Source organism: Dietzia sp. CQ4, assembly GCF_014145125.1.
Classification (GTDB): domain Bacteria; phylum Actinomycetota; class Actinomycetes; order Mycobacteriales; family Mycobacteriaceae; genus Dietzia; species Dietzia natronolimnaea.
Window position 1 is genome coordinate 1 of the sequence record NZ_JAALDZ010000394.1, and the last position, 11,687, is coordinate 11,687.

Genomic DNA, 11,687 nt, shown 5'->3' on the forward strand with positions numbered 1-11,687 from the left:
AAAGCGGATTTCGGTGCCCCGGCGTTGACACCGGGGCCCGCGCTGCCTAGCCTCAGTTACAAAGAGACCTCAAATGTCACTCTGTACTCCGAGGCTCTCTCCGACCCACCTCGTCGGAAACGAAAGGGATCGCCATGACCGCACCCACGCCCACCACCGCCCCCTCGAGCCCGACCCCGAACAGCTCCCGCGAGGAGTATGACGCCGCCCTCCTCCGCCTGTCCGAGGCCTCGGTCCGACGCCACTTCGACGCGTTCGTCGACGTCCCCTGGGACCACCCCGACTTCCGTGTGGACCGCACCGACGTGCGCTGGGTTCTGCCCGCGGACGTGGATCCGCTGGGCGCCCACCCCTGGTACCAGGCGTTGCCCGTCGAGACCCAGATCGAGATCGGGCTGTGGCGCCAGGCCAACATCATGAAGGTCGGGCTGCAGTTCGAGAACATCCTGATCCGCGGGATCATGCAGTACATCTCGAACCTGGACAACGGGTCGGCCGAGTTCCGGTACCTCACCCACGAGGCGACCGAGGAGTGCCACCACACCCAGATGTTCCAGCAGGGCGTCAACATCATCGGTGCCGACGTACCCGGGTTGCCCCGCTGGATGCGCCGGGTCTCGCCGATCATCCCGTGGTTCGCCTCCCTCACACCGGTGGGCTTCTTCATCGGCGTCCTCGCCGGCGAGGAGCCGATCGACCACACGCAGAAGCAGATCCTGCGCGGCGCGGACGAGCTCCCGCCCGTCCTGAGCCGCATCATGGAGATCCACGTGGCCGAGGAGGCCCGGCACATCTCCTTCGCGCACACCTACGTGGCCCGCCACGCGCCCCGGATGAGCCGCGGTCAGATCTTCGCGGTCTCCCTGGCCTTCCCCGTGATCATGCGGGTGCTGTGCGACTCCATCCTCAAGCCGACCAAGGAATTCCGCGAGGAGTTCGGTGTCCCCCGCGAGGTCATCGACGAGCTGTACTGGGACAGCCCGAAGTCCCGCGAGTTCCTGTCCGACCTCTTCTCCGACGTGCGGATGCTCGCCGAGCAGTCCGGCCTGATGAACCCGCTCGCCCGGCGGGTCTGGCGGGCGCTGAAGATCGACGGCCGCGCCTCCCGCTACCGCAGCGAACCGCCCGTCTCGTACTCCGCCGCCGTCTGATGCCCCACGTCGTCACGCAGGCCTGCTGCGCCGACGCGTCCTGCGTCCACGCGTGCCCGGTCAACTGCATCCACCCGACTCCGGACGAGCCGGACTTCGCCACCGCCGAGATGCTGTACATCGACCCGGACGTCTGCGTGGACTGTGGGGCGTGCGTGGGAGCGTGCCCGGTCGGGGCGATCGTCCCCGACGACCGCCTCGCCCCTGGCGAGCAGGTCTTCCTCGACCTCAACGCCGTGTTGAGCACGCCGTCTCGCCCGTACCCGCCCCAGGCGCCGGTCCCCCCGATCCGCCGTCTGGTGCGGGACCGCGGCCCCGCCGGGGAGCCACTGCGGGTGGCGATCGTCGGAGCCGGCCCCGCCGCTCTGTACACCGCCGACGAGCTGCTCAGGCAGCCGGGCGTCGAGGTGACCGTCTTCGATCGCCTGCCCGTCCCCCACGGCCTGGCCCGGCACGGCGTGGCCCCCGACCACCCGAGGACCCGGTCGGTCACCGACCTGTTCGCGCTCATCGAGGCCCAGGCCGGATTCACCTACCGGCTGGGGGTGGAGATCGGCCGGGATGTCACCGTGGACGAGCTCGCCGCCGCCCACGACGCCGTGGTCTACGCGACCGGGGCCAGCACCGACCGCCCCCTCGAGATCCCGGGCACCGGGCTTCCCGGGAGCATGTCCGCCACGGAGGTGGTGTCCTGGTACAACGGCCACCCCGACCACGTCGACGCCCGGGTCCCGCTCGACCACGAGCGGGCCGTCATCGTGGGCAACGGCAACGTCGCCCTCGACGTCGCCCGGATCCTCGCCACCCCTGCGGAGTCCCTCGCCGCGACCGACATCTCCCCTGTCGCCCTGAAGGCCCTGCGGGACAGTCGCATCCGGGAGATCGTCGTGCTGGGTCGACGCGGGCCCGCCCAGGCCGCGTTCACCCTTCCCGAGCTGGTCGGACTGGCCTCGCGTGACGACATCGACCTGCGCGTCGACGCCCCGGACGGGATCGACCCGGGAGCGGAGTCCGATCCCCAGCGATCCCTCATGCTCGACTGCCTCGCGGAGGTGGCCGCCCGCGCGCCACGGACGGGCAGGCCGCGGATCGTCCTGCGTTTCCAGACCGCGCCCGTGGAGGTCGTCGGTGCGGAACGCGTCGAGGGACTGCGGATCGCGGGGACGGAGTTGACCGGCCTGGACGGCGACGTGCGCGCGGTCCCCCGCCCGGGAACCGAGGAGGTCCTGCCCGCGGGACTGGTCCTGCGTTCGGTCGGCTACCGCGGGGTACCCGTGCCCGGCGTGCCGTTCGACCCCGTCACCGGGACGATCCCCCACCGCGACAGCCGTGTCCTCGACCGCCCCGGCGGGTCCGAGGTCCCCGGCGCCTACGTGGTCGGGTGGATCAAACGGGGTCCCCGCGGGTTCATCGGGTCCAACAAGACCTGCGCCCGCGAGACGGTCGACGCGCTGCTCGCCGACGCCAACGCGGGGCTGCTCGCCCGTACCGGGCGTCCCGCTCACACGGGGCTGCCCGATCGCGCGGGGAGACCGGAACGCGGAGGGAGTCGGTGGTCGCTCGTCCCGCAGCGTCGGTGACCGGGACCCCGCACCCGGGGGCCGACCGGTGAGGCGGGTCGGCCCAGCTCGGTGGAGCGGGACCATCTCAGTAGAGCGGGACCAGCTCAGTAGAGGTAGTCCTCGCCACTCGCCCGGACGGTGATGTCGCTGATGCTGATACCCCACGGTTGGTCGATCACGTGGACCACGGCGTCGGCGAGGTCCTCGGGCGTGATGAGCCAGTACTTCACCGAGTCGACGTCGGTCTGCTCCGCGGGCAGTTCACCGTTGATCATCGCCGAGAGGGTGGCGTTGAACGACTCCTCGCGCTGACCGACTATCCCGTTGATCGCCTCACCGTTGACGATCCAGCTGGCGAGGTTGGTGCCGGCGACGCCGGTCGGCTTGACCGTGGTCACCTTGATCCTGCCCTTGGTCTCCATCCGCAGGGAGTCGGAGAGGGTGGTGACGGCGGCCTTGGTCGCGCTGTAGACGCCGGAGCCGGCGATCCCGGCGTTGCCGTAGATCGAGGAGATGTTGACGACCTGTCCGCGCCCCTGCTCGATCATCTGGTCGTACACGGCGGAGATGCCGTTGACGACTCCCTTGATGTTGATGTCGATGGCCTTGAGCCACCTGGGCAGCGCCCGCTCGTGATCCGCGAAGTAGGCCAGCGGCATGACCCCCGCGTTGTTGACCAGGACGTCGATCGCACCGAACGCCTCCACCGCGGCCTCGGCGGCCGCCCTGACCTGCTCGGTGTCGGTGACGTCCGCGACCCGGGCGAGTGCCGAACCACCGGCGGCGGTGATGCCGTCGACCACGGCGGCGAGGCCGTCGGCGTCGATGTCGACACCGACCACGTGCGCGCCGCCCGCGGCGCACTTCTCCGCGATCAGCTTGCCGAACCCACCCCCGGCCCCGGTGATGATGACGACCTTGCCGCTGAGATGCCCGGACACTGATGACCTCCAGAGAGTGGTGCGACGCGGAGTCGGCCGCACGATCGGGAGCCTAACGGCCGAACCCCCCGGCGGGTCCTCCTCCTTCCGGCGGCCGGGTCGATCGTCCTGCTCCCGACGGCCGGGGCGATCGTCCCGACGACCGGGGCGGGCCGGTCGCCGGGCCCGGCGGCTACTCGAGCGTCATCGCGTCCGAGGCGTCCACCTCGACCGCCCGCGAGGTGTCCTTGAGCGCCACCCCGGACGCGCCGAGCGCGCGGGCGCCCGCGATGAGCCGGGCGACGATGTGGGCGGACCTCGCGTACCCCAGCCCGTCCGGCGGGTGGATGTTGGAGATGCAGTTGCGGCCGGCGTCGGGGGTGCCCGGCGCGGGCAGGTGGGTCAGGTAGATCCCCAGGCTGTCGGCGACCGACAGTCCCGGCCGCTCACCGATGATCACCACGACCGTGCGCACCCCCATCGCCTGGGCGAGGTGATCGCCCAGCGCCACCCGCGCCTCGGTCGCGATCACCGGCGGCGCGATCGAGTACAGCTCGGACAGCTCGGACACCAGCGCGCCGAGGAGCCCGGCGCCGTGGTCCATCAGCGCCCGGGGGGACAGGCCGTCCGCCAGCACGAGGCCCACATCGAACTCCCCCGCGGTGATCGAGGACAGGTCCTCCGGCACCCTGCCCAGGTCCGGCCGCCGGAGATACTCCGACCGCGAGGAGGCCCGCGAGGAGACCACCGCGGGCACCCCGATGCCGATCTCCCCCACCTGCGCGGCGAGGGCCTCGACGTCCAGCGGCATGTGCACCGCGTCGCGTGCGGCGGCGTGGGCGGACCGGAACTCCAGGACGCGGCGGGTGGGCAGCGAGTCGCCGGTGCGGCCCAGCCCGATGCGCGCCTGCGTGCTGCGACGGAGCCCGTCCCAGAAGGACGGTTCGATCCCGCTCATCGCGTCCCCGTCAGGGCGCGGAGCGGAGACCCGGTCGCGTCGACGTCGAGGATCCGGCCGTGTTCATCGACCATCCCCATACGGTCGAGCCAGGCCGCGAACTCGGGAGCCGGGGTCAGTCCCAGCACCTGCCTGACGTACAGAACGTCGTGGAAGCTCAGGCTCTGGTAACCCAGCATCACGTCGTCGGCACCGGGGACCGCGATGACGAACGCGGTGCCCGCCGCCCCGAGCAGCGTGAGCAGGGTGTCCATGTCGTCCTGGTCGGCCTCGGCGTGGTTGGTGTAGCAGACGTCCACACCCATCGGCAGCCCGAGGAGCTTGGCGCAGAAGTGGTCCTCGAGACCGGCGCGGATGATCTGCTTGCCGTCGTAGAGGTACTCGGGTCCGATGAACCCGACGACGGTGTTGACCAGCAGTGGCTCGAGGTCCCGGCAGACCGCGTAGGCCCTGGCCTCGAGCGTCTGCTGGTCGACGGGGAGTCCGCCCGTCCCCAGGTGTGCGCCCGCGCTCAACGCGGAACCCTGCCCGGTCTCCAGGTACATCACGTTGTCGCCCACGGTGCCGCGGTGCAGCGAGCGGCCCGCCTCGTTGGCCTCGCGCAGCAGCGCCAGGTCCACGCCGAAACCGGAGTTGGCGCCCTCGGTGCCGGCGACGGACTGGAACACCAGGTCCACCGGTGCCCCCTTCTCGATCAGTTCCATCGTCGTGGTGACGTGCGACAGGACGCAGGACTGCGTGGGGATCTCGAAGCGCTGCCGGATCTCGTCGAGCAGGTGCAGCAGGTCGGAGGTGGCGTGCGGGGAGTCCGTCGCCGGGTTGACGCCGATGACCGCGTCGCCGGAGCCCAGGAGCAGACCGTCGAGGGTGGCCGCGGCGATGCCCCGCGGATCGTCGGTCGGATGGTTGGGCTGCAGGCGCGTCGCGAGGGTGCCGGGCACCCCCACGGTGGTCCGGAACGCGGACGTCACCCGGACCGCGCGGGCCACCGAGATCAGGTCCTGGTTGCGCATCAGTTTGCTCACCGCCGCCACCATCTCGGGGGTCAGCCCCGCGGCGACGGAGGCCAGCGTCGCGGCCGCCCCGGGTGAGGCCGCGACCTCGAGGAGCCAGTCACGCAGGCCACCCACGGTGAGGTGCGCCAGTGGGGCGAAGGCGGCGCGATCATGGGAGTCGACGATGAGTCGGGTGACCTCGTCGGTCTCGTACGGCACCAGCAGGTCCTCGAGGAAGGTCTCGAGCGACACGTCGGCGAGCGCCCACTGCGCGGCGGCACGTTCGGCGTCGGACGACGCCGCGCACCCGGCCAGCTCGTCCCCCGATCGCCGGGGCGACGCCCTGGCCATCAGCTCGACGAGGCCGTCAAACTGATAGGTCGTTCCCGAGACCTGCTGGGTGTACGTGGTCATTCGAGCTCTGCTTCCGCTCTGGCCAGTGCGGCGAACTCCTCGTCCGGGGAGTTGGCGACGAGGTGGTGCCGACTGTAGATACCGAAGTACAGCATGAACGCCCCGAACACCACCAGGCACCAGAGCGCGGCCGTGCTGTGGACGAGGAAGGTGGCCACCACGGCCAGCGCGGCGATGACGAGGGCGAAACCGGTGGTCACCACGCCGCCCGGGGTCCGGTACGGGCGCTCCATGTCCGGCTCCCGGCGCCGCAGCACGATGTGGCTGACCATCATCAGGACGTAGCTGAGCGCCGCCCCGAACACCGCCATGTTGAGCAGCATGTCGCCCTGGCCGGTGAGGGAGAGCAGGAACCCGATGACGCCCGGGACGATGAGGGCCAGGGTCGGCGCCTTGCGCGAGTTGGTGACGGACAGCGTCGTGGGCAGGTACCCGGCGCGGGAGAGCGCGAACAACTGACGGGAATAGGCGTACATGATCGAGAAGAAGCTGGCGACGAGTCCGGCGAGCCCGATGTAGTTGACGACCTTCGCGGCCGGACTGTTCCCGAGCGCCTCGACCAGCGGGTTACCCGAGGACTGGATGGCATCCGCGCCTCCGGCGCCGGTGGCCAGGACCAGAACGGTGGTCGCGGTGACGAGCAGGACAGCCATCGCCGCGATGATGCCGCGGGGGACGTTCCTGGACGGGTCCTTGGCCTCCTCCGCGGCCAGCGGCACACCCTCGATGGCGAGGAAGAACCAGATGGCGAACGGGACGGCGGCCCAGATCCCGATGAACCCGAACGGCAGGAAGTCCGAGGCGCCGGCGGCGTCGGTGGGGGCGATGGTGGTGAGGTTGGACAACTCGAACTGACCCGCCGCCGCGACCGCGAAGACGATGAGTCCGACGAGCGCGATCGCGGTGATGACGAACATGACCTTGAGCGCCTCCCCCGCACCGGACAGGTGGATCCCGATGAAGACCGCGTACACGGCGAGGTAGATCCACCAGCCGTCGGTGATCCCGAACAGGGTGAGGGATTCCACGTACGCGCCGATGAACGTCGCGATGGCCGCGGGAGCGATCGCGTACTCGATGAGGATGGCCGTTCCCGTGGCGAAGCCACCCCACGGCCCCAGCGCGCGGCGGGCGAAGGTGTAGCCGCCGCCCGCCGCCGGGAGCGCGGAGGACATCTCGGCCATGCCGAGCACCATGGCCAGGTACATCCCGGCGATGATCACGGCCGCGATGAGCAGGCCACCGAACCCGCCCTGTTCCAGGCCGAAGTTCCAACCGGAGTAGTCGCCGGAGATCACGTAGCTCACACCGAGACCCGCGAGCAGCACCCACCCCGCGGTGCCCTTCTTCAACTGGCGCTTGGCCAGGTAGTCGCTGCCCTCGATGTGCGACTGCGTGCCGTCGTGATGGCTACTGATCGATTCTGTGGCGGACATGCGCGGCCTTCCTCGGAGCGAGATCGACGGATGTCGCGCGGGGTGCGCGAACCGGATCACCGTAGGTCCGCGGTGTAAGCAGCGGGTCGACGCGCTGTGACGGCCCGGTTACGGCGATCGCGGTGAGCCGGCGACTGTCCCCCGGACGCACTCAGCGGACGGATCTTGGCGCCTCACAGGCGCAGAACCCGCCCACACACGACCAGGTGCACCTCGTCACACGCCTCGGCGACACCCTGGTTGACCGCACCCAGGAGGTCGCGGAACACCCCGCCGGAGCGATGGGACGGCACGACCCCGTAGCCGACCTCGTTGGTCACCAGCACCACCTCGTCGTCGTGATCCCTCACCGCCTCACGGACCGCGGCGACGTGCTGGTCCACCACGCCGTGCGCGGCGTCCATCGGCGCATCCCACAGCTCCGCGCGGTCCAGGATCGCGGTGACCCAGGTCCCCAGGCAGTCGACGAGCACCGGCCCGGCGGTGGCACCGATCGCCGACGCGAGGTCCACGGTCTCGACCGTCTCCCATCCCGTGGGCCGGTGGGCGCGGTGGCGGGCGACCCGGTGATCCCAGTCCGGATCGCCGCCGTCCGCCACCGGCCCGGGCGCCACGACGGTGACGTGGTCGCGGCCCTCCAGCAGTCCTGCGGCGTGCCTCGACTTGCCGGAGCGCACGCCTCCCGTGACCAGCACTCTCATCGTCCCAGCGTAGGACCCGGGGGAGGCCGTCCGGCGGAACGCTGTCCACTCCGGGCCGGACTTCTCTATTATTGACAGTTGTCAAGTGATGGCGTCGCCGGGCCCGGGTCCGGCACCTCGCCCTCACCGGAGAAGAAGAGGTCCCACGAGATGACGTCATCGGTCGCCACCACGCGCGAGGCGCTGTTCCGCCCCCTACAGGTCAGGTCCATGCAACTGGCCAACCGCCTGGTCATGTCGCCCATGACGCGGATGGGCTGCCCGGACGCCCTGCCCGACGAGGTGAACCGCGACTACTACGCCTCCCGCGCCGCCGGCGGGACCGCGCTGATCGTCACGGAGGGGATCGGCGTGGACCACCCGACCTCGGTGGACCACGCCTGGATCCCGCGCCTCGACTCACCCGCGTCCGTGGCCGCCTGGCGGCAGGTCACCGACGCGGTCCACTCGGCCGGGGGCCGCATCCTCGCGCAGCTGTGGCACGTCGGCCCGCTCTGGGGCGCCAACGCCCGTTTCGACCGGGCCAATCGGGACCGGCTCATGGAGATGCACCCGATGCGTCCGTCGGGACTGTGGGGCACCCCGGGCGTCACCACCTATTCCGAGCGGAGCGTCGCCCGGTGGTCACCGGAGGTCGCGCCGATGACCGAGGGCGACGTCGCCGAGGTGATCGGCGCGTTCTCCCGTTCCGCCCGACTGGCGATGGAGGCCGGATTCGACGGCGTGACCCTCCACGGCGGTCACGGGTACCTCCTCGACTCGTTCGTCTGGGCCGACACCAACCGGCGGACCGACACCTGGGGCGGCGACCTGGCGGCGCGCAGCCGGTTCCCCGCCGCGGTGGTCGCCGGGGTCCGCGAGGCGATCGGTCCCGACGCCCCGCTGTTCTACCGCTTCTCGCAGCACACCCAGCAGGACTACACCGCCCGCAAGGCCACCACGCCCGAGGAACTGGGCGTGTACCTGGGAGCCCTCGCCGACGCGGGGGTGGACCTGCTCGACGCCTCCACCAGGCGGTTCAACGACCCGGCATTCCCGGACCTGGAGGGCGACGACGGCGAGGTGTCCCTGGCCGGATGGGCCCGCCGTCTGACCGGGTTGCCGACGGGCGCGGTCGGAGGGGTGGGGATCGGGGCCTCTCTCCGCGAGCAGAAGTCCGGGGCGCCCGCCCACACCGCGGACAACATCGATGCCGTGGCGGGCTGCCTGGAGGCCGGCGAGTTCGACCTCATCTCGGTGGGCCGGCTCCACCTGGCGGATCCGGCGATCGCCACCGTCCTGCGCACCGGGGCCCCGTTGCCGGAGTTCGTCCGCGAGATCCACGAGATGCCGCTGCGCAGCCCCGAGGGCTGAGGCCCTCACGGACGCTGCAGCGCTCAGGACATCGGTGGACCGCCCGGTTCCGCGCCGCCGCCCAGCCGCTCGATCCCGTCGTGCATCAGCTCCACGGCGGTGCGGAAGACGAGGCCGGGGTCGATCCCGCGATAGTCGTCCAGGAACGCCGTGGTCAGCGGATAGTCCGCGGCGGGCAGCCCCGCGATCTCCGCCGCGGTGGCCTCGTCCACGGGAGCGACCATCCCGAGGGCCTCCGCCGTGGCCAGTCCGAGGACGGTCGCGTACCAGCCCACCGTCACCGTCACCACATGCGGACGCGGAACCCCGGCGCCCAGCATCGCCGCGTGGACCACCTCCGTCGTGGCGTAGTCGGCCGACCCGGTGTGGGTGAACCGCTGGAGCAGCGGGAACGTCCGGGGATAGGCCCCGGCCAGAGCGCGGTACTGCTCCGCCAGGTGGCGCAGGGTCGCCCGCCAGGGCGCCCCGGGCGGGGCGGGCCGCACCTGACCGTCGAGCCACGACGCCATGGCCCGGGCAAGTCCCTGCTTGGACCCGAAGTGATAGGCCACCGACATCGCGTCACACCCCGCCGCGCGACCCACACCGCGCATGCTGAACGACTCCTTCCCGCCCTCCTCCAGCACGCCGACCGCCGCCTCGACGATCCGGGCGGGGGACAACCCCCTGGGCCCACGTCCGGCGTGGCGCTCGACCATCAGTCCCCCCACTTTCGGGCCGACGGGCCCGACACGCTTTTTCTACATTGTAGAATAATCAGAGATCGAGGGAGGAAGACATGGTGGAAGTCAGACCGGCGGCGGCCTCCGATGCGCAGACCATCGGGGAGATGCTCGGGGAGGCGTTCGGCGCCGATCCGGCGTGGGCGCAGTTCTTCCCCGACGAGGCCTCACGGCCCGCTCGCCTGACCGCGCACTACCGGCGCCAGGTGAGTCGACACCCGGACCGGGTCGACGTGGCCGTGGAGAACGGGCAGACGTTGGGGGCGTTGCTCTGGGAGCCTCCCCACCGCGAGGCGGGACGATGGTCGCGGTGGGGCGAGAGAGGCGCAGCGGTTCTCCGGCTGCTGATCTCGCCCACCGCGCGCCGTGGAGCGGCCCACACCCGCGCGGTCGACGCACATCGGCCGTCGGAACCGCACTGGTACTTCCACGACATCGCCACCGGGCCCCGGGCCCGCGGGAAGGGGATCGGGTCGGCCCTCCTGCGCCACCGCCTGGAAATCATCGACCAGGGTGGGCCGGAGCCGGTGTTCCTCGAGGCGACCACCCCGGGGAGCCGCCGGCTCTACGAACGCTTCGGCTTCCTCCCCGTGGGCACGGTGCCCACGGGGCCCGGCCAGGAATCCACCGCGATGATCCGACCCGCAGGAGCCCAGAAATGAGTGACCCCCGCCTCGCCTCACCGGACGATCTCGCCCCCGCCGCCGAGACCCTGGCCCGGGCGTTCGCGCACTACCCCTGGACCCGACACGTCATCCCGGAGGAGGGATACGCCGAGCGCCTGCTCACCCTGCAGCAGCTCTATCTCGAGCACGCCCTCCGGCACGGGATCGTCGCGGTCACCGAGGACCGGGACGGCGTGATCGCGCTCCTGCCCCCGGACGCGCCGGACCCCGACGACGCGGCCGTCGATCAGATCGTGGCCCTGCACGGTGATCGCCTCGGGAGGCTGGGCGACGGATCGCCGCCGCACGACGGGTGGAGCCTGGAGACCGTCGGCGTACGCCCCGCCGCGCAGGGCAGACGGCTCGGTAGCGCCCTGATCGTCTTCGCGCTCGCCGAGGCGGCACGTCGAGGCGCCCGTGCCGTACGGCTGGAGACCTCGGACGAGCGGAACGTGCGGCTGTACGAACGGCACGGGTTCCACGTGACCGGACGCCGCGACCACCCGGACGGGCCACCCGTCTGGGTCATGGAGGTCGACGACATGAAGGTCGACGACATGGACGCCCACACCCGCACCACCTGACCGCTCGCCACCGCGGCCGGGCAGGTCGGCGGGGTGAGGGAGCGGTGACGTAGGTTCTACGTCGTGATCGGCTACTGCGACCCGATGGCGCAGTGGCGCGCGGTGGCGGTGGTGCTCGCGTCCGTGCTCACCGCCACGGTCGCGCACACGGCCGCCGGGGGTTCGGCGCCCGGCCCGGGCGGATGGGCCGTCGTGTTCCTGTGCCTGCTCCCGGTCGCCGCGCTCG

The 11,687-nt window shown here is 71.4% G+C and carries 11 protein-coding genes; 5 read left to right on the plus strand and 6 right to left on the minus strand.

What is annotated here, in order from left to right; all coding sequences use genetic code 11:
• Positions 1-134 precede the first annotated feature (134 nt).
• Complete coding sequence (locus G6031_RS17575; protein ID WP_182645164.1) at positions 135-1,151, plus strand: diiron oxygenase; 1,017 nt, start codon at positions 135-137, stop codon at positions 1,149-1,151.
• Positions 1,151-2,731, plus strand: coding sequence for an FAD-dependent oxidoreductase (locus G6031_RS17580; protein ID WP_241737406.1), 1,581 nt, complete (start codon positions 1,151-1,153; stop codon positions 2,729-2,731). The genes G6031_RS17575 and G6031_RS17580 overlap by 1 nt, the downstream gene beginning before the upstream one ends.
• Positions 2,732-2,817: 86 nt before the next feature.
• On the opposite strand, the gene G6031_RS17585 is transcribed toward G6031_RS17580, so the two are convergent.
• The 5 genes from G6031_RS17585 to G6031_RS17605 all read right to left on the minus strand — a co-directional run bounded on the left by G6031_RS17585 (position 2,818) and on the right by G6031_RS17605 (position 8,137).
• Positions 2,818-3,654, minus strand: coding sequence for an SDR family NAD(P)-dependent oxidoreductase (locus G6031_RS17585; protein ID WP_182653964.1), 837 nt, complete (start codon positions 3,652-3,654; stop codon positions 2,818-2,820).
• A 172-nt stretch (positions 3,655-3,826) separates the two neighbouring features.
• Positions 3,827-4,591, minus strand: coding sequence for an ethanolamine ammonia-lyase subunit EutC (gene eutC, locus G6031_RS17590; RefSeq protein WP_182653965.1), 765 nt, complete (start codon positions 4,589-4,591; stop codon positions 3,827-3,829).
• Positions 4,588-6,000, minus strand: a complete 1,413-nt coding sequence (locus G6031_RS17595) for an ethanolamine ammonia-lyase subunit EutB (RefSeq protein WP_182653966.1) — start codon at positions 5,998-6,000, stop codon at positions 4,588-4,590. The genes eutC and G6031_RS17595 overlap by 4 nt, the downstream gene beginning before the upstream one ends.
• Complete coding sequence (eat, locus tag G6031_RS17600; RefSeq protein ID WP_182653967.1) at positions 5,997-7,436, minus strand: ethanolamine permease; 1,440 nt, start codon at positions 7,434-7,436, stop codon at positions 5,997-5,999. Before eat ends, G6031_RS17595 begins: the two co-directional genes overlap by 4 nt.
• A 173-nt stretch (positions 7,437-7,609) precedes the next feature.
• Positions 7,610-8,137 carry a bifunctional adenosylcobinamide kinase/adenosylcobinamide-phosphate guanylyltransferase gene (locus tag G6031_RS17605; RefSeq protein WP_182653968.1) on the minus strand — a complete coding sequence of 176 codons (528 nt, stop codon included), beginning with the start codon at positions 8,135-8,137 and terminating at the stop codon, positions 7,610-7,612.
• Positions 8,138-8,287: 150 nt separating this feature from the next.
• Here G6031_RS17605 and G6031_RS17610 point away from each other — a divergent pair, with 150 nt between their 5' ends.
• Positions 8,288-9,490 carry a 12-oxophytodienoate reductase gene (locus tag G6031_RS17610; RefSeq protein ID WP_182653969.1) on the plus strand — a complete coding sequence of 401 codons (1,203 nt, stop codon included), beginning with the start codon at positions 8,288-8,290 and terminating at the stop codon, positions 9,488-9,490.
• Between the two features lie 23 nt (positions 9,491-9,513).
• On the opposite strand, the gene G6031_RS17615 is transcribed toward G6031_RS17610, so the two are convergent.
• Positions 9,514-10,188, minus strand: a complete 675-nt coding sequence (locus G6031_RS17615; protein WP_182653970.1) for a TetR/AcrR family transcriptional regulator — start codon at positions 10,186-10,188, stop codon at positions 9,514-9,516.
• Between the two features lie 80 nt (positions 10,189-10,268).
• Between G6031_RS17615 and G6031_RS17620 the strand changes: the two genes are divergently transcribed.
• Together G6031_RS17620 and G6031_RS17625 are read left to right on the plus strand one after the other, a co-directional pair.
• A complete protein-coding gene (locus tag G6031_RS17620; protein WP_182653971.1) occupies positions 10,269-10,874 on the plus strand; it encodes a GNAT family N-acetyltransferase in 606 nt (201 codons plus the stop codon).
• Positions 10,871-11,461 (plus strand): GNAT family N-acetyltransferase, encoded by a 591-nt coding sequence (locus tag G6031_RS17625; RefSeq protein ID WP_182653972.1) that lies wholly within the window; start codon positions 10,871-10,873, stop codon positions 11,459-11,461. Before G6031_RS17620 ends, G6031_RS17625 begins: the two co-directional genes overlap by 4 nt.
• Positions 11,462-11,687 lie beyond the last annotated feature (226 nt).

Bases quoted from the DNA above. Each gene is read 5' to 3' on its own strand.
- G6031_RS17610 (WP_182653969.1), top strand. From the start codon at position 8,288: ATGACGTCATCGGTCGCCACCACGCGCGAGGCGCTGTTCCGCCCCCTA.
- G6031_RS17625 (WP_182653972.1), top strand. From the start codon at position 10,871: ATGAGTGACCCCCGCCTCGCCTCACCGGACGATCTCGCCCCCGCCGCC.
- eat (WP_182653967.1), bottom strand. From the start codon at position 7,436: ATGTCCGCCACAGAATCGATCAGTAGCCATCACGACGGCACGCAGTCG.
- eutC (WP_182653965.1), bottom strand. From the start codon at position 4,591: ATGAGCGGGATCGAACCGTCCTTCTGGGACGGGCTCCGTCGCAGCACG.
- G6031_RS17620 (WP_182653971.1), top strand. From the start codon at position 10,269: ATGGTGGAAGTCAGACCGGCGGCGGCCTCCGATGCGCAGACCATCGGG.
- G6031_RS17615 (WP_182653970.1), bottom strand. From the start codon at position 10,188: ATGGTCGAGCGCCACGCCGGACGTGGGCCCAGGGGGTTGTCCCCCGCC.
- G6031_RS17575 (WP_182645164.1), top strand. From the start codon at position 135: ATGACCGCACCCACGCCCACCACCGCCCCCTCGAGCCCGACCCCGAAC.
- G6031_RS17605 (WP_182653968.1), bottom strand. From the start codon at position 8,137: ATGAGAGTGCTGGTCACGGGAGGCGTGCGCTCCGGCAAGTCGAGGCAC.
- G6031_RS17595 (WP_182653966.1), bottom strand. From the start codon at position 6,000: ATGACCACGTACACCCAGCAGGTCTCGGGAACGACCTATCAGTTTGAC.
- G6031_RS17580 (WP_241737406.1), top strand. From the start codon at position 1,151: ATGCCCCACGTCGTCACGCAGGCCTGCTGCGCCGACGCGTCCTGCGTC.